Source organism: uncultured Bradyrhizobium sp., from assembly GCF_964252615.1.
GTDB lineage: Bacteria > Pseudomonadota > Alphaproteobacteria > Rhizobiales > Xanthobacteraceae > Bradyrhizobium.
The window spans coordinates 122,363-139,083 of record NZ_CAXUNQ010000003.1; the positions used below are offsets into that span (position 1 = coordinate 122,363).

General features: G+C 61.4%; 13 protein-coding genes. 6 read left to right on the top strand and 7 right to left on the bottom strand.

Translation table 11 applies throughout. The annotated features are described in order from the left end of the window. Positions 1-3: 3 nt before the first annotated feature. Positions 4-1,131: a molybdopterin-binding protein gene (locus ACFE72_RS03130; RefSeq protein WP_375411586.1), complete on the bottom strand. Its 1,128-nt coding sequence runs from the start codon at positions 1,129-1,131 to the stop codon at positions 4-6. 189 nt (positions 1,132-1,320) lie between these two features. Here ACFE72_RS03130 and ACFE72_RS03135 point away from each other — a divergent pair, with 189 nt between their 5' ends. After that, a complete protein-coding gene (locus ACFE72_RS03135) occupies positions 1,321-2,532 on the top strand; it encodes an ABC transporter substrate-binding protein (RefSeq protein WP_375411587.1) in 1,212 nt (403 codons plus the stop codon). Positions 2,533-2,958: 426 nt separating this feature from the next. Here ACFE72_RS03135 and ACFE72_RS03140 read toward each other — a convergent pair whose 3' ends face one another. Next, positions 2,959-3,924, bottom strand: a complete 966-nt coding sequence (locus tag ACFE72_RS03140; protein WP_375411588.1) for a TAXI family TRAP transporter solute-binding subunit — start codon at positions 3,922-3,924, stop codon at positions 2,959-2,961. 155 nt (positions 3,925-4,079) lie between these two features. On the opposite strand from ACFE72_RS03140, the gene ACFE72_RS03145 reads away from it, so the two are divergent. Together ACFE72_RS03145 and ACFE72_RS03150 are read left to right on the top strand one after the other, a co-directional pair. Next, positions 4,080-5,057 carry a Bug family tripartite tricarboxylate transporter substrate binding protein gene (locus ACFE72_RS03145; protein ID WP_375411589.1) on the top strand — a complete coding sequence of 326 codons (978 nt, stop codon included), beginning with the start codon at positions 4,080-4,082 and terminating at the stop codon, positions 5,055-5,057. Positions 5,058-5,181: 124 nt separating this feature from the next. After that, positions 5,182-6,579 carry a carbohydrate porin gene (locus ACFE72_RS03150; protein ID WP_375411590.1) on the top strand — a complete coding sequence of 466 codons (1,398 nt, stop codon included), beginning with the start codon at positions 5,182-5,184 and terminating at the stop codon, positions 6,577-6,579. A 164-nt stretch (positions 6,580-6,743) separates the two neighbouring features. On the opposite strand, the gene ACFE72_RS03155 is transcribed toward ACFE72_RS03150, so the two are convergent. Together ACFE72_RS03155 and ACFE72_RS03160 are read right to left on the bottom strand one after the other, a co-directional pair. Then, a complete protein-coding gene (locus tag ACFE72_RS03155; protein ID WP_375411591.1) occupies positions 6,744-7,364 on the bottom strand; it encodes a hypothetical protein in 621 nt (206 codons plus the stop codon). A gap of 13 nt (positions 7,365-7,377) precedes the next feature. Further along, entirely contained in the window at positions 7,378-7,695 is a 318-nt protein-coding gene (locus ACFE72_RS03160; RefSeq protein ID WP_375411592.1) for a hypothetical protein, read from the bottom strand. A gap of 274 nt (positions 7,696-7,969) precedes the next feature. Between ACFE72_RS03160 and glgX the strand changes: the two genes are divergently transcribed. Together glgX and ACFE72_RS03170 are read left to right on the top strand one after the other, a co-directional pair. Continuing rightward, the gene (gene glgX / locus ACFE72_RS03165; protein ID WP_375411593.1) at positions 7,970-10,123 is read left to right on the top strand and encodes a glycogen debranching protein GlgX; all 2,154 of its coding nucleotides are present in this window, start codon (positions 7,970-7,972) and stop codon (positions 10,121-10,123) included. 112 nt (positions 10,124-10,235) lie between these two features. Beyond that, complete coding sequence (locus ACFE72_RS03170) at positions 10,236-12,185, top strand: AI-2E family transporter (RefSeq protein WP_375411594.1); 1,950 nt, start codon at positions 10,236-10,238, stop codon at positions 12,183-12,185. A gap of 38 nt (positions 12,186-12,223) precedes the next feature. Here ACFE72_RS03170 and ACFE72_RS03175 read toward each other — a convergent pair whose 3' ends face one another. Both ACFE72_RS03175 and ACFE72_RS03180 read right to left on the bottom strand, forming a co-directional pair. Further along, a complete protein-coding gene (locus ACFE72_RS03175) occupies positions 12,224-12,619 on the bottom strand; it encodes a hypothetical protein (protein ID WP_375411595.1) in 396 nt (131 codons plus the stop codon). A 2-nt stretch (positions 12,620-12,621) separates the two neighbouring features. Next, on the bottom strand, positions 12,622-13,482 hold the full coding sequence (locus tag ACFE72_RS03180; RefSeq protein ID WP_375411596.1) for an SDR family oxidoreductase: 861 nt from the start codon (positions 13,480-13,482) through the stop codon (positions 12,622-12,624). Between the two features lie 309 nt (positions 13,483-13,791). Here ACFE72_RS03180 and ACFE72_RS03185 point away from each other — a divergent pair, with 309 nt between their 5' ends. Beyond that, a complete protein-coding gene (locus ACFE72_RS03185) occupies positions 13,792-14,046 on the top strand; it encodes a hypothetical protein (protein WP_375411597.1) in 255 nt (84 codons plus the stop codon). A 55-nt stretch (positions 14,047-14,101) separates the two neighbouring features. Here the strand turns inward: ACFE72_RS03185 and uvrA are convergent, their stop codons facing one another. Further along, positions 14,102-16,645, bottom strand: a complete 2,544-nt coding sequence (uvrA, locus tag ACFE72_RS03190; protein ID WP_375411598.1) for an excinuclease ABC subunit UvrA — start codon at positions 16,643-16,645, stop codon at positions 14,102-14,104. Positions 16,646-16,721: the final 76 nt, after the last annotated feature.

The following is a 16,721-nucleotide window of genomic DNA, read 5'->3' on the forward strand; positions in this document are numbered from 1 at the left end:
CGCTCATGAGCAGTCCCGAAGCATATAGGCATCGACCGCCGTGCCCGCCGCATATCCCTCGCTGCCGCCGGGCACGGCGAGCCAGGCATCGGCGATCGCGATGGTATCCAGCGCAAGGTCGCCGATGGCAAGCGGCATCCAGGCATCCTCGGCCCTTTTGAGCAGTGCGATTTCTGCGATCCCGACGCTTGAGGCGATCTTGCGCACAAGCGGCAGGGTCGTCATTGGCCGCGATTCTCTGCCGGACAGCCGCTCCAGAACCGGTAGCGCAAGAGTCCACCAACCCGCCAGCGCTTGATCCGCCGCGCCCGGCAAGGCGATAACGGGACTGCTGGCGATTTTGCCGATCGCGGCGGTTCGGCCCGGCTGCAGCGCGATCCCATGGGCGAGCAGCGCGCCGCGCTGGGCAAGCGCTTGGGCCGTCGCATCGGTGCGCCCAATGCCGCTGCCGCCGATGGTAATGATGAGATCGCACGACTCGGCATCGACCGCGTTTGCGATGGATCGCGCATCGCGTCCCGCAGCTTTGGCGCAGACCACGTCGGCGCCCACCACCCCGGCGCTCTCCGCGATCAGTTGCGCCGTCGTCGCATTCCCGCCCGTCGCCGGGATATCGATCACGCGCAACCGCGGACGGCGAACCGCAAGCCTGGCGAGACCGGCCATTCGCGCGGTCAGAAGATCGAGCGCCCGGATTTGCCGTCCGGCGGCGATCAGCGAATCTCTCTCGGTAATATCTCCGCCGGCACGACGAACGCCTTGCCAGGGTACTGCGTCGGCCAAAACCTGAAACAGCGGGCCCGCCTGCTCGACGGAGGCCGGATCAATCACGCAGTCGCGGCCTTCCGGCATTCGATCGCCCGCCTCGACCCAGACTGGGGGGACGGCCAGCGGTAACGGCGAATACGACGACGCGCCGACCAGTTCGCGGGCGTGCAGGGCCCAGCCGTCGACAGCGGCGACGTCGAACGGCGGGAGCAGTTCCAGCGGCGGCAGTTCGGCGGCGACACAACCGAGCGCCTGCAGCAGCGGAAGTTCAACTGGAGCGACCGGCCCGATTGTCTTGAGCAGCATCGCGCGCGCCGCATCGAGCGACGTCAGGGAGACGGCCAAGCGTTGGGTCGGTGTCATGCCGCGTCAATTTACTGAATAAACTCAGAAATACACAGTGGATTGCCTTGCTCCGGTCTCGGCCATCGGCAGGGTTGCCGTGAGTTGACGCGTGGCGCTGAATAATCGAAGAAGAGGGCAGACGCAGCATCAAGGCCTGCCAATCAAGAATATGGCCGATGCGCCGCAAATCCATCGGAGGAGACAAGCATGCCCGCCAGAAGACGTTTTGCGCTTGGAGCACTCGCCGCGCTGCTGCTGCCGTCGCCGCCGGCCTTGGCTCAGGTATCGGATGACGTGGTGAAGATCGGTGTCCTCACCGACATGAACGGACCGGCGTCCACGCCCACCGGGCAAGGCTCGGTCACCGCCGCGCAAATGGCGGTCGATGATTTCGGCGGCAAGGTGCTGGGCAAGCCAATCAGCGTGATCATCGGCGATCATCAGCTCAAACCCGATATCGGCGCCGGCATTGCGCGCCGCTGGTACGATGTCGAGCAGGTCGATCTCATTGTCGACGTGCCGGTATCGGCGGTCGGCCTTGCGGTGCAAAACATCGCCAACGACAAGAAGAAGCTGTTCATCACCCACGCCACGGGCGCCGCCGACTTCCACGGCAAATTCTGCTCGCCCTATTCCATGCAGTGGGTGTTCGACACCCGTGCGCTCGCGGTCGGCACCGCGCAGGAAGTGGTGAAGCGCGGCGGCGACAGCTGGTTCTTCATCACCGACGATTATGCGTTCGGGCACTCGCTCGAGAAAGATGCTTCCTCCGTCGTCACCAGGATGGGTGGCAAGGTGCTTGGCTCGGTCCGCCCTCCGTTCGCGACGCCCGATCTGTCATCCTTCGTGCTGCAGGCGCAGGCTTCGAAGGCCAAGATCATCGGCATCGCCGGCGGTCCGCCGAACAACGGCAATGAAATCAAGACCGGCGCCGAGTTCGGCGTCTTCAAGGGCGGCCAGCAGATGGCTGCTCTTCTGGCGCTCATCACTGACATCCATTCATTGGGGCTTCCCGCCGCGCAAGGTCTGCTGCTGACCACGTCGTTCTACTGGGACATGGACGACAAGACCCGCGAATGGTCGAAGCGCTATTTCGCCAAGATGAACCGGATGCCGACGATGTGGCAGGCCGGGGTCTATTCCTCGATCGTGTACTACCTCAACGCGATCCAGGACACCGGCACCGATGAGCCGCTCAAGGTCGCCGCGAAGATGCGCGAAAAGCCGATCGAGGACTTTTTTGCGCGCAACGGCAAGCTGCGCGAGGACGGGTTGATGGTGCACGATTTGATGCTGGTGCAGGTCAAGACGCCGGAAGAGTCCAAATATCCGTGGGACTATTACAAGATCCTGGCGAAGATCTCCGGCGAGGAGGCATTCGGACCGCCCGATCCGGCGTGCTCGTTGGGGAAGAAGTAATCCGGCTCTCGTATCCCGGACGCGGTGCGGCATTCTTGGTGCCGCTCCGCGGGAGCCGGGACCGTACCAAGCGAACCGGCATTGCCGGGCTTGACCCTATGGGTTCACATATCGCGTCATACGCGGGCTTGACCCACGTATCCCTCCATCTTCGGAAGAGTCGTTTCGAAGCGGATGGATTGCCGGGTCAAGCCCGGCAATGACGGCGGAGATGTGTGCATATGGCAGGGTCAAGCCCGCAATGACGATGAGATGTGTGCATCCAGTAGGTCTTGACCCGGCAGTCCATCCCTTTGGAAAGATTCATGCGAAGGAAGATGGATACGCGGGTCAAGCCCGCGCACGACGACAATATTGTGTTGTTACGGGCCGGGCTATGCAGCGCACCGTTGCGCAAGAACCGCGCTGCGTCCGGCGCACGATACCCTATTTCACCACCCCGATCTCGCGGAGATATTTGAGCACGCCGGGATGGATGCGATCGAGATCCGGCGCGGCGGCAGCCGTATTCGCGGCCGTGGTCTCGCAGGCCTGCGGCAGCTTCTTGCAGAATAGGCCTTCAGCGTTGTGCAGCGATCGCGCGAGATGGTAGGCCACATCATCGGGCAGGTTTTCCCGCGCCAGGATGAAGCTCCACGACCCCAGCGAATCGATCGGCGCGGACTGGCTCGGATAACTGCCGGCCGGCACGGTGAGCGGCTTGAGGAACGTGTGTTTGGCTTTGATGCGCGCGATCTCGTCGGCATCCGGCGCGATGAACCGCGCCCCGCCGGGACTCTCGCTCATCGCCTTGAATCCGGGCCAGCCGATGCCCGCGCCCCAGAGCGCGGCGGCGCGCCCGTCGAGCACCATAGCCGGCCCGTCGCCGGCGCGGTCGAGATAGATCGACTGGAAATCGTCGTCCTGCTTCAGCCCGAGGCCATCGAGCAGATAACGCGACAGGATCGGGAGACCGGAGCCTTTGGCGCCGAACGCGACCGGTTTGCCGACCAGATCGCGAATGGTCTTGTAGGAGCTGTCGGCCCGCACCACGAACAGCCCCGGACTCGAATACATCGCGGTCAGGATTTTCAGGCGGGTTGCCGGCCGTCCGATCCCCATGAATGCCTCATAGGACGGCTCTCCGGCCACTAGCGCGATATCGAGATTGCCCGCTTCCAGCAGCGGAATATTCTCGTTGCTGCCTTTGGTGCTGCGCGGCTCGATCACGAGGGCTGGATCGATTTCGTTCATGACCTCGGCAAACATATCGCCGTAGAGCGGGAAACCGCCGCCCGGCGTCGCCGTCCCGAGTGTGATCGCCGTTCTTGGAATGGTCTTTCCTCCGGCCTGCGCGGAGGCGCTCCCCGCCAGTATCAACGTGGCCGCGCCGACGACGCCGATAATGTTCATCACCACTCCTCAGCCATCGCACCGCGCGCAATGTCATAAGACCAACGCATTGGCCGAAAGGCAATGTAGGCAAACGCAGATTTCTATGAAACATACGGGAGTCGAACTATGAAAGGTTGCGCGTGCAGCGCACGCGATTTGCTATGGAGCGGTTCATGACTGGTTCTTTGCGCGCGGCGATAACGGCTTTGGTTTGTCTTCTGGGCCTGACGGGCGGCGTTACATCCTCATCCGCCGCCGACTACCCGAACCGCCCGGTGCACTGGCTGATCGGCTTTGCGGCCGGCGGTCCGGTCGACATCGTGGCGCGGATCATGGGACAGTGGCTGTCGGAACGCCTGGGGCAGCAATTCGTCGTGGAAAATCGCGCCGGCTCCGGCGGCAATCTGGCCGCCGCGGCTGCGGTAAATGCGCCGCCCGACGGCTATACGCTGCTGTTCGTCGCGCCTAACAACGCCATCTCCACCTCGCTCTACAAGAAGCTGCCTTACGATTTCATTCGCGACACCGTGCCGGTCGCCGGCATCATGCGGCTCACCAACATGATGGTGGTGCCGAAGGATTTGCCGGTGAAGACCGTCCAGGAGTTCATCGACTACTGCAAAGCCAATCCCGGCAAAGTCTCCTACGCATCGTCCGGCTATGGCACCTCGGTGCACATGTCGGCTGAGTTGTTCAAGGCGATGACCAAGGCCGACATGAACCATGTGCCGTATCGCGGTTCCGCGATCGCCTACCCCGACCTCATCTCCAACAAGGTGCAGACCATCTTCGACAACCTTCCTGGCGCATTGGAGCAGGTTCGCGGCGGAACCCTGCGCGCGATCGGCGTCACCTCGCCGGAGCGTTGGCCGGGCGTACCCGATGTGCCGGCCATTGCCGAGACCGTGCCGGGCTTCTCAGCGGTCGGATTTTACGGCATCTCAGCACCCAAGGGCACGCCCCCGGAGATTGTCGACCTCTTGAACAAGGCGGTGGCCGAAGCGCTCAAGGATCCGAAATTGATCGCGCGGCTTGCGGAAGTCGGCGGCCTGCCGATGCCGATGACCCCTGCCGAGTTCGGCAAGCTGGTCGCGGATGAAACCGAGAAATGGCGCAAAGTGGTGGAATTCTCCGGAGCGTCGGTGGACTAGCGCGCCGGCACCCACCAAACATATCCGGAAAACCTTGGATTTCGGGTTCCATCGGCGTTTCGGCCATCCCAATTCCTGCAGTTGAATGTATGGTGGGGGTCATTTTTTTTCCAAATGAGCGTCCATGTCGCGCTGGCAACCGATCGCAATCCGGGTTCTGGCCTGTGCTTTCGTCGGCCTGTCTTCGATCGCCGCGATTTGCCAGGAGAGCAATGAAGATCAACCGCCGGATCCCGATACGGGGGAGAGCACGATTGCCGAACGCACGCTCGGTCTCTTGCCGAATCCGTACGAACGCCTTGGCATAAAATTCGCTGCGACCTATATCAGCGAAGTGCTTGGAAACGCCACCGGCGGCGTCGAACAGGGCGCGACGTTCGAAGGACGGCTCAACCTTGCGCTCGACGTCGATTTCGACAAGCTCGCCGGAAGAAAGGGAATGACCGCGCACGCCAACGTGTTTGTCATTCACGGCGACGGCCTGTCGCGCACCAATCTGCAGAATTACTTCGTCGTCAGCGGCATTGAGGCGCTTCCCGCTGCCCGGCTCTATGAGGCCTATTTCGAACAGAAATTCTTCGACGACAAGTGGTCGATCCGCGCCGGCCAGTTGGCGGCGGACAGCGAGTTTCTCGCCAGCAAATACACCGACGTGTTTACCAACGCTTCGATGGGCTGGCCCGCCATCACCTCCATCAACCTGCCGGCAGGCGGTCCCGCCCCGCCGCTGGCCGCGGTCGGCGCGAGGCTGTACGGTAAACTCAGCGACAATATCACGGTTCTCACGGCGATCTTTGACGGCGATTCCGCCGGTCCCGGCGTCGGCGATCCGCAGCAGCGTAACCGCTTCGGCCTGAATTTCCGCGTCAACGATCCTCCGCTTGTGCTTGGGGAGATGCAGTTCACCTGGAACAACATCATACCCGGCGACAACCGATCCGGAACGTTGAAGATCGGAGGATGGCATCATTTCGGAACCTTCACCGACCAGCGCTTTACAGCCGATGGCCGATCGGTTGCCGATCCGGGCGGGTCAGGACTGGGCCAAAGGCTGCAGGCCGACGACGGGATCTATTCGGTCATCGAACAGAAGGTCTACAGCGTCGCGAATTCCAAGGATCGCGGCATCGGGGCTTTCATGCGCACGTCCGCCAGTCCTTCCGACCGCAACCTGATCGATCTCTATACCGACGCCGGGATCGATTTCATCGGATTTTTTGATCAGCGGCAGAACGACAAATTCGGGGTGGCAGTCGGTTATGCGCATGTTTCCCGACGCGCGCAGGCACTCGACCGCGACTACCGTTTCTTCACAGCGCAATCCGAATGGCCGGTCAGGACCTCCGAGGCATTGTTTACGGCATCCTATCTCTACGAAATCAAGTCGGGCTGGAATTTGTTGCCCAATTACCAGTATATCTTCCGGCCGGGAGGTGGCGCTACCGATCCCGCAGGAATCACTCCCGGCATCCGGCTCAGGGATGCGTCCGTGTTCGGCATTCGAAGTGTCATGAAGTTCTGACGGGTAGCAGGAATTCCGATGATGACACGCTGATCCGGCGGCTTCAATCTACGTTTCTGTCCTGTCACCGACAAAGCTCCCGGATCGGGTTCGCTGCACGCTTTCGCCGCCGATTTGCCGTCGCAGAAAAAAGGCCCGCCGAAGCGGGCCTTTTGTTTTGCATTTTAGCGGAAATCGCCGCCATAAAGCTGGCGTTCCTTGCGAACCTCGTCGGCGCCGTACGGCTTACCGGTGGGGTCGAACGACTTCCAGCCAGCCTTCTGCCACGCTGCGCTGCGATTCTGCAGGTCCACCGCGGACTGATTGAGCACCGCATCGAGGCGCGTTCGATCGGCGTCCGGCACACGAGCCGTGACAAGCGTACCGCCGCGACGGACACCTTCCGCGTACCTGTCGGCGTCTTCTTTGGAAACGCCGGCCTCGGTAAGCGCACCGACAATGCCGCCCGTGGCTGCACCGGCCGCGGCGCCAACTGCGGTCGCCGCCAGCCAGCCGGCAGCTACCACCGGCCCGAGCCCGGGAATAGCAAGCAGACCCAGCCCGGCGAGCAGGCCAGCCGTCCCGCCAAGGCCCGCACCGATTCCAGCACCTGTGCCGGCACCTTCGGCGCGGTCATCGACGCCATCACCATCGCGATCCACCTTGTTGTTGCCGCCATACCAGCTGTCCGAGTTGTTGGCGACAATACTGATATCGGAATGCGGTACCCCTGCGGCTTCAAGCCGCTGAACTCCGGTCTGAGCATCGCTGTAGGTGTCATAAAGTCGAGAAATTGTGGCAGTCATGTCGAAACCTTCCTTACTTTGCTGAATTGACGTTGCCCTGAAAATCAACGCTTACCGCGGTGGCCGATCCGCCTTTATCGGCTTTGCCGCGCCACACACCGTTGTCGTCTTTTTTCAGATCAGTGACGCTGGTGTAGCCGGCATCCTCTATCTTCGATTTCGCCTGGCCCTCGGTGAAGCTGTTGCGGCCGGCAACGGGTTTGTCGGAGTTGTTCTGGCCCGAGCTGTTGACCGCGTTGTTGTTTGGGCCTGACTGTGCCGGGGGGTTCTGAGCCGAAGCCGCACTTGCGGCAAGCAAGCCGATGACTGCGGCGATAAACGAGCGTTTCATATTTTCTGCTCCTGACGTTTCTGGAGCGCTCGTAACTCGCCACTTCTTCCATAGTTCCTGAGCATGAGGACGGATTCCGCTGGTCGCTCTGCAGGACTTGCACGCCGATCTTCGTTTCGGCTTGTTCGACGAATCCATAACTGCGCGCCGGCATCATTTCAGCGCCCTGCAGGAACGTTAGCCCTGACCGGATGTTGTTCCGCCGAACGGGGATGTGGTCCGCAGGTTGCCGCAGCGATGCCGGCTACCCGGGCCGGCCGATAAGGGGCATCACATGAATAAAATGCTCACAGTTGAGCTTCCTGAGGTTGCGCTGGCGAACCTCCACCGCGTCAAGGAAGGGCGGCCTTTTCCGCTCGGTTCTTCCTGGGACGGACTCGGCGTCAATTTTGCACTGTTCTCGGCCAACGCGACCAAAGTGGAACTCTGCCTGTTCAACTCCGACGGAACGCTGGAGACCCAGCGCATCGAACTGCCGGAATATACCGACGAGGTCTGGCACGGCTACCTTCCCGACGCGCGGCCGGGACAGGTCTATGGATATCGCGTCCACGGTCCGTATTCGCCGAAGGAAGGTCATCGCTTCAATCCGAACAAGCTGCTTCTTGATCCCTATGCCAAGCAGATCGTGGGCGAACTGCGATGGGATCATGCCTTGTTCGGCTACACCATCGGTGCGCCCGACGGCGATCTGTCGTTCGATACGCGCGACAGTGCAGCCTTCATGCCCAAGTCGCGGGTGATCGATCCGGCTTTTACGTGGGGAGAGGAACGGCGGCCGAATATTCCATGGGAACGGACGATCTTCTACGAGGCGCATGCACGGGGATTTACGATGCGGCACCCCGCCGTGCCCGAACAGTACCGGGGCACATTCGCCGGATTGATGCATCACGACGTCGTCGACTACATCGGCAAACTCGGCATCACGGCACTGGAGCTGTTGCCGACCCATGCGTTCGTGGACGACGACTATCTCGTCCAGAAGGGCCGCCGCAACTACTGGGGTTACAACACGATCGGATTCTTTGCGCCGCAGCCGCGATATTTGTCGGTGCCGAATGTCAATGAATTCAAGGAAATGGTCGCGCAATACCATCGAGCGGGAATCGAGATCATCCTCGATGTGGTCTACAACCACACCGCGGAGGGAAATGAGCTGGGTCCCACGCTTTCCTTCAAGGGAATCGATAACGCCTCCTACTACCGCTTGGCGCCGGACCGCCGCTATTACATCAACGACACCGGCACCGGTAATACGGTGAACCTGAGCAATCAGCGGGTGTTGCAGATGGTGGCGGATTCGCTCCGATACTGGGCGCAGGAAATGCGCGTGGACGGGTTTCGTTTCGACCTTGCGACGATACTCGCCCGCGAGCCTCACGGTTTCGACGAAGGCGGCGGCTTCCTTGATGCCTGCCGGCAGGATCCCGTCCTGAACCAGATGAAGCTGATCGCCGAACCGTGGGACTGCGGTCCGGGCGGCTATCAGGTCGGTCATTTCTCTCCCGGGTGGGCGGAATGGAACGACCGCTTCCGCGACACGGTGCGTGCGTTCTGGAAGGGTGACGAAGGCAAGCTGGCCGATTTCGCGACCCGCCTCTCCGCTTCGCCCGACCTGTTCAGCAAGCGTGGGCGCAAACCGTGGGCGTCGGTGAATTTCATCACCGCCCACGACGGCTTCACGCTCAACGACCTCGTTTCCTACAACGACAAGCACAACGATGCGAACGGAGAGGGCAACCGGGACGGCCATTCCAACAACATCTCGTGGAATCATGGCGTCGAGGGGCCGACCGGCGATCCGGAGATCCGGTCTCTTCGTTTACGTCAGATGCGCAACCTGCTTGCGACCGTACTGCTGGCCCGCGGCACGCCCATGATTCTGGCGGGAGACGAATTCGGCCGCACCCAGCGGGGCAACAACAATGCCTACGCCCAGGACAACGAAATCAGTTGGCTGGACTGGGAGGGTATCGACGATGACGGCTGGGATCTGCGAAATTTCACGCAGCAGCTGATCGAGATAAGGCAGCGCCAGCCGCTTTTCCATCGCGGACGATTCCTGACCGGGGCCTTCAACGAGGAACTGGGGGTCAAGGATGTCACCTGGTTCGATCCGTCGGCATCCGAGATGGAGCCGGGTCAGTGGAACGATTCCTCCGCACGGTGCCTGCAAATGCTGCTTGACGGCCGGGCGCAACCCACGGGAATACGTCAGAAGGGATCGGATCTGACACTGCTGCTGATGTTCAACGCCTATCACGAGCCCGTCGAGTTCACCTTCCCCGATGTTTCGGGGCGGGTCTGGAAGCTTCTGGTCGAGACCAGCGATTCACAGCGTCAACTTCCTTATCTGGAGTTCGGACCGACGCACCACCTTGAAGGACGTTCGCTTGCGCTTTGGGAGATCAAGTCGCTTTCGTGAACACCTACCGAACCAGCGGACGCCGGGTTCAAACTGCGCTGCGCAGGCAGCGATCATCATGAACGCCGGCAGCCATCGTCGTCACGACTCTCGAAGCAGGACAATGTAAGCCATGGTGAAGGTCGGCAAGTCGCGTACGCTGGAGGAGGTCGTCCCGCTGCTGGGCGCGGTCGCCGTCACGGTGCTGGGATTGATCATCGTCAGCGTCCTTTACCTCGGAAGGGAAATCTTTGTCCCCGTCGCGCTGGCAATCCTCCTGAGCTTCGTACTGGCCGCTCCTGTCAGCCTGCTGCAGCGCCTGCGCGTACCGCGGGGAATTGCGGTGGTCGGCGTCGTGCTGTTCGCCTTTGCCGTCATTTTTGCGCTGGGCAGTCTGATCGCCTCTCAACTGAACCGTCTGGCCGGCGAGCTGCCGCAGTACCAGTCGACCATCCAGGGCAAGATACAGTCGGTGCGCGGCATCGCCGGCGGCAGTTCCACGCTTGAGCGCGCCGAAGGAATGCTCCAGGACCTTGGCAAGGAGCTGAACAAGCCGAAAGGCGGCACGTTGCCGAAGACGGCAAATCCCGTAACCACCGGCGGTCGCTCGGTGACGCCCGTGCCGGTGGAAGTACTGCAGCCTGATCCGGGGACGCTTGAAAGCCTGCGCTCTTTGATCGCCCCCTTGGTTTCTCCGCTCGCCACCACTGGCATTATCGTCATCTTTGTCATTTTCATCCTGATCCAGCGTGAGGATCTCCGCAACCGGCTGATCCGTCTGGCGGGCTCACACGATCTGCAGCGGACCACCGCAGCGCTCGACGATGCCGCCGGCCGGCTTAGCCGGTTATTCCTGAACCAGTTGCTGATCAATACCGGCTTTGGAATCGTGATCGGCGTCGGCCTGTGGATCATCGGTATTCCCAGCGCTGTCCTTTGGGGCATCCTTGCCGCGGTACTTCGCTTTGTTCCATATATCGGCTCCATCATCGCAGCGGCGTTTCCATTGGTGCTGGCCGTCGCCGTCGATCCGAGCTGGACGATGCTTGCCTGGACCGCCGTGCTGTTTTTCGTCATCGAGCCCGTCATCGGCCAGGTCGTCGAGCCCATGATCTACGGTCGCAGCACCGGCTTGTCGCCGGTCGCGGTAGTTGTTTCCGCGACATTCTGGACGGCGTTGTGGGGACCGATCGGACTCGTCCTGGCCACGCCGCTGACGGTGTGTCTCGTCGTTCTCGGCCGTCACGTCGAACGGCTGGCGTTTTTGGACGTCATGTTCGGCGACCGTCCGGCGCTTTCGCCGCCTGAAATCTTCTACCAGCGCATGCTGGCGGGGGATCCGACCGAAGCCGCTGAGAAAGCCGAAGAATTCTTGAAAGAGCGCTCGCTTGCTATCTACTACGATGAGGTGGCCTTGCCGGGGTTGCACCTCGCTCAAGCCGATCTTGACCGGGAAGTCCTCGACGTTGCGCGGCTGGTCAAAATCCGCGACGCGGTCAGCGAGTTTGCAGAGGACCTTTCGGATCCCGTCGGTAGCGCCGTCAAATCCGAAATCGTCGATCCGGAAGCTGCGGCTGCCCTCGAGGGTGCACCTGCGCAACCCGAATTGCGAGTCGTGATCCGGGACGAACTCGCCGGGCCATGGCAGAGCGAGCGCGCCATTCTCTGCATCGCGGGACGGACCCCCCTGGACGAGGCCGCCGGCTTGATGTTCATGGACTTGGTCCGCGCGCACGGCCTGGAAGGCCGCATCGAGGGAGCGGACGCACTGTCGACCGCGAACATCTTTCGACTGGAGACGGCAGGCGTCGCTTTGGTCTGTCTTTCCTACCTCGACACCAGCAGCCCCGCCCATATGCGCTTCACGGTGCGCCGTATCCGGCGCAAACTTCCAAAGGCGATTATACTGTTGGGCACTTGGAACCGCGATATCGCCGACGCAGCGCTCGAACAACTGCGCGAAAACGCCAAGGCCGACTTCGCATGCCGATCGCTTCACGAAGCTGTCGATGCCTGCATCAAAGCTGCAAAGCCGCCAAAACCGGAGTCAAACGTTGCGCAGATCTCCGCAGTCGCCAGTTGATCCGATGCCGAAAAGACGCCCGCGGGTAAGCACCGACGCTAGCCGGAACTTCCCGGCGCGCGGCCGGCCAAGCTGGACGCCGGATGCTTTGAGTCGCGCCGTCGTGCGGTCGCTCTGAGCGCGGAGAACCACCCGGCATACGGGGTGTTCTTCACCATGTGCCTGTTAAGATCGGGTGAAGCATCCGTCCACCAGACCGGGCCTCGCTCCCCCAGCTCTCTTTTAATGACATCGACGGCCTTGTGAGCCGCGGCTTCCGCGGCGTGGTCGCCGGAACGCTTCGCCGAGCGCACCGAACTGCGCGCGCTCATGAGGGCGCTGACCAAGGCAGACCTTTTCGCCGGGGAAAGGTCCGGGTTCGCCATCCGCCACAATTTACCGCGAACCACGAAGTATCTTCCGTCCGGCGTAACCGGGTGTTGGAGCCCCGCCATGGTCAGATGAACGGCTTGCCGCCGGTAACCGCCACGGTCGTGCCGGACGTGTAACTGGACATCGGATCGGCCAGCATCACGTACGCCGTTGCGAGCTCCGCCGGCTGTCCAGGCCGTTTCATAGGCACCTGCTTGCCGAAATTCTTCACGGTCTCCTCCGGCATCGTGGAAGGAATCAGAGGAGTCCAGATCGGACCCGGTGCCACCGCATTGGCACGAATGCCTTTTTCCGCGAGCATCTGTGCAAGGCCGCCTGTAAAGTTTTGAATGGCTCCCTTGGTTGTCGCATAGGCGAGCAGGATCGGATTCGGCATGTCGGCATTGACGGAGGTGGTGTTGATGACGGAACTTCCGGGCTTCATGTGCGGCACCGCAGCCTTGGTCAGATAGAACATCGCATGGATGTTGGTCTGGAACGTCATTTCCCATTCTTCGTCGCTGATGTCGCCGATGTCCTTGAACGTTGCCTGGTGTGCGGCATTGTTGACAAGGATGTCGATGCCGCCCAACTCATCTACCGCGCGCCGAATGACGTCGCGGCAATGGCTGGCGTCTTTAAGGTCGCCCGGAACCAGGACGGCCTTGCGGCCCTCTTGCTCGACGAGCTTTTTGACCTCTTGCGCCTCATCGTTCTCGCTGAGGAAGGCGATCAGGACGTCGGCGCCTTCGCGCGCGAACGCGATCGCGACGGCCCGGCCGATGCCGCTGTCTGCTCCGGTGACGACGGCCTTGAGCCCGTTTAGCCGGCCCGATCCCTTGTAGCTCTCCTCGCCATGGTCCGGCCGCGGCCGCATCTTGTCAGTCGAGCCCGGCACAGGCTGCTTCTGCGCGGGAAAAGGCGGCTTGGGATAATCGGGCGACATGAAATATACTCCGTGTACGTTGGAAAACCCTACGTTCCCGACACGAACATTTTTTATGCCGTTCCGTTCCTCGCCCGATTGGAAACACCGGCCATCCTGCTTCGGCGCGGATGTTTGGCATTCGGCACTTGAGCGCCGGTCCAGCTTTGGTGATCGCTGCAATGGCCGCAATACGCGTCCCGGCGGATACGGCGCAGAAGAGCCGAAGTTTCAGCCGACGCCATCAAGATAGCTTGCATCACAAAACACCGTTTGGCGGAACGTAAGAGGAAGTCCCATGTTCTCTCGTCGTCAACCAAGGAGGAATTCATGAAGATCGCATTGATAGGCGCGGCTCTCGTGGCAACCGCGGCGATGCTCGCAACGCCCGCAGCGGCCCAGAGGGTCGTCACCAACCCCGGCTACTGCGCCCAGTTCTATCCCAACGCAAATTGCCAGAACTACGGGCCGGGCAATCCCTACACCGGAAGTTACCAGGCCGGACGGTACCGCGGCGACTCCTATGCCGGCATGCGCTATCATCGTTCGTGGCGCCATGCGCGTTCCCATCGTCGCATGCACTAGCGATTAAACGGCGGAGTAGCAGCAGAGAAGCCTCTGGGACGTTGCTGTTCCGCGATTAGAGCAACGCCAGTGCCAGATGTTTTGCCGTACGGCTTGCTGGTGAGCCGGCAATGTCCTCGGGTATGCCGGCGGTGACTACGCCCCCGCCTTCGTCGCCGGCGCCCGGACCGATATCGATCACCCAGTCGCTCGCCGCGACGACGCTCATGTCGTGTTCCACGACGATCACCGTGCTGCCGGTTGTAACGAGCCCCTCAAGCTGCGCCGTAAGCCTTTCGACGTCGGAGGGATGCAGTCCCGTGGTTGGCTCATCGAGGATATAAAGTGTTCCGCCGCGTTGAGTGCGCTGCAGTTCGGTGGCAAGCTTAACCCGCTGCGCCTCGCCGCCGGAAAGCTCCGTCGCCGGTTGCCCAAGCCGGATATAGCCCAAGCCGACTTGCCTGATGACATCAAGCGACCTTCGCAACTGCGGCTCGTCGGCAAAGAATTCCAATGCATTATCGACGGTCATGCCCAGGACATCGGCAACCGACTTGTCGCGTATCTTGATTTCGAGGGTTTTGGCGTTGAACCGCGCGCCGTGACAGGTCGGACACGGCGCGTAGACACTCGGAAGAAACAGCAATTCGACGCATACGAAACCTTCCCCTTGGCAGGTCTCACAGCGTCCCTTGGCAACATTGAATGAAAATCTTCCGGCGTCATACCGGCGGGCTCGTGCCATTTTGGAGGCCGCGAACAGCTTTCGAACATGGTCGAACAGGCCGGTGTAGGTTGCGAGATTCGAGCGTGGCGTCCTGCCAATGGGTTTTTGATCGACGACCACAAGGCGCCTGACGCTCTCCATTCCGCCGGCGATTTCCCCACCCAGCGTTTCGACGGTGGTTTTTTCCAGCGGATCGCCCTCATCTTCCGATTCGATATGGTGGCCCAATCTTTCCTGAACGGCTTCGACAAGAAACTGACTGATCAAGCTGGATTTTCCCGAACCGGAAACGCCGGTCACACTGGTCAGCACACCCAACGGAAGATCGACGTCGAGGCCCTCGAGATTGTTGCGAGTGACACCTCGAAGTTTCAGCCATCCGGTCGGCGCTCGTCGCACCGAGCGAGGCCGAGCAGCCTTTCGGAAGAGATGACGCCTTGTCTCCGACGGCTCGACCTGCCTCAATCCGTCACATGGCCCGCTGTACAGAATATGGCCGCCCGCCTCTCCGGCGCCGGGTCCAACGTCCACGATCCAGTCGGCATGCCTGATGACGTCGAGCTCGTGCTCCACGACGAACAGCGAATTGCCGGAGGCTTTGAGACGATCAAGAGCCTTCAGCAGCGCCTCGGTATCCGCCGGATGCAGTCCGGCCGAGGGTTCATCGAGCACATAAACTACGCCAAAAAGGTTGGATCGGACCTGCGTTGCCAACCGCAGACGTTGCAGTTCGCCCGGCGACAAAGTCGGCGTACTGCGTTCCAGAGTGAGGTAACCAAGCCCGAGGTCGAGCAGAACGGTTAGCCGGGTCGCCAGGTCCTGGGCAATCCGCCTGACCACAATCGCCTTTTCAGAATCGCCGAGGTCTTGCTTGTCTGCACCGTCGCCGCGGGTTGCGGTGAACGGCTTGATAAGCTCGGCCAGCCGCTTGAGCGGCATGCGGGAAATTTCTGCGATATCCAGTCCGGCAAACTTGACGGACAACGCCTCACGTCGGAGGCGTTTGCCGCCGCACAGCGGACATCCGCTACTTATCATGTACTGAGCGGCCCGCTTTTTCATGAGCGGGCTTTGCGTATTTGCAAAGGTTTGCAGGACGTAGCGCCTGGCGCCGGTGAAGGTGCCCTGATAGCTCGCTTCCTCCTTGCGTCTGAGCGCGCGTTTCACCTCAGCCGCGTCGTAACCTGCGTATACCGGCACCGTAGGCTGCTCTTCGGTAAAGAGAATCCACTCGCGGTCCTTTTTGGGCAGGTCGCGCCAAGGCCGGTCGACGTCATACCCCAGCGTCGTCAGGATATCGCGGAGGTTCTGGCCATGCCATGCCGTCGGCCATGCCGCTACCGCGCGTTCGCGAATCGTCAGCGAAGGATCCGGGACCATCGACTGTTCGGTCACTTCGTACACGCGTCCAAGTCCATGGCATTTCGGACAGGCGCCTTCGGCCGTGTTCGGAGAGAAGGATTCGGCATAGAGCAGCGGCTGACGGCGGGGATAATCGCCGGCGCGCGAATACAGCATGCGCAGCAGGTTAGCGAGCGTCGTCACGCTGCCAACCGAGGATCGGGTGGTTGGCGATCCCCGTTGCTGTTGAAGAGCCACAGCCGGCGGCAAGCCCTCGATCTCGTCGACCTCCGGCACCGGCATCTGATGGAAAAGGCGCCGCGCATACGGCGAAACTGATTCGAGATATCTCCGCTGCGCCTCTGCGTACAGCGTACCGAACGCCAGCGACGACTTGCCTGAGCCTGAGACTCCGGTGAAAACCACGAGGGCGTCCCGTGGGATGTTTAAATCGACGTTCTTGAGGTTATGTTCGCGGGCCCCCCGAACGCGGACATACCCGTCCAGCCCAAGGTCCTTATCAGCTCCGCGAGTCATGCGATCATTATTCATTGTTCATCCCAGCGCCAGACGATGCCTAACCGCCGGCGCAGAGCTTTGATCCCATGGTTCCGCACAGGAATGATAT

What these genes read in the sequence shown, in the direction of transcription:
- uvrA (WP_375411598.1), bottom strand. Translation starts at nt 16,645, where the DNA reads ATGAATAATGATCGCATGACTCGCGGAGCTGATAAGGACCTTGGGCTG.
- ACFE72_RS03135 (WP_375411587.1), top strand. Translation starts at nt 1,321, where the DNA reads ATGCCCGCCAGAAGACGTTTTGCGCTTGGAGCACTCGCCGCGCTGCTG.
- ACFE72_RS03170 (WP_375411594.1), top strand. Translation starts at nt 10,236, where the DNA reads ATGGTGAAGGTCGGCAAGTCGCGTACGCTGGAGGAGGTCGTCCCGCTG.
- ACFE72_RS03180 (WP_375411596.1), bottom strand. Translation starts at nt 13,482, where the DNA reads ATGTCGCCCGATTATCCCAAGCCGCCTTTTCCCGCGCAGAAGCAGCCT.
- glgX (WP_375411593.1), top strand. Translation starts at nt 7,970, where the DNA reads ATGAATAAAATGCTCACAGTTGAGCTTCCTGAGGTTGCGCTGGCGAAC.
- ACFE72_RS03140 (WP_375411588.1), bottom strand. Translation starts at nt 3,924, where the DNA reads ATGAACATTATCGGCGTCGTCGGCGCGGCCACGTTGATACTGGCGGGG.
- ACFE72_RS03175 (WP_375411595.1), bottom strand. Translation starts at nt 12,619, where the DNA reads ATGGCGGGGCTCCAACACCCGGTTACGCCGGACGGAAGATACTTCGTG.
- ACFE72_RS03145 (WP_375411589.1), top strand. Translation starts at nt 4,080, where the DNA reads ATGACTGGTTCTTTGCGCGCGGCGATAACGGCTTTGGTTTGTCTTCTG.
- ACFE72_RS03160 (WP_375411592.1), bottom strand. Translation starts at nt 7,695, where the DNA reads ATGAAACGCTCGTTTATCGCCGCAGTCATCGGCTTGCTTGCCGCAAGT.
- ACFE72_RS03130 (WP_375411586.1), bottom strand. Translation starts at nt 1,131, where the DNA reads ATGACACCGACCCAACGCTTGGCCGTCTCCCTGACGTCGCTCGATGCG.
- ACFE72_RS03185 (WP_375411597.1), top strand. Translation starts at nt 13,792, where the DNA reads ATGAAGATCGCATTGATAGGCGCGGCTCTCGTGGCAACCGCGGCGATG.
- ACFE72_RS03155 (WP_375411591.1), bottom strand. Translation starts at nt 7,364, where the DNA reads ATGACTGCCACAATTTCTCGACTTTATGACACCTACAGCGATGCTCAG.
- ACFE72_RS03150 (WP_375411590.1), top strand. Translation starts at nt 5,182, where the DNA reads ATGTCGCGCTGGCAACCGATCGCAATCCGGGTTCTGGCCTGTGCTTTC.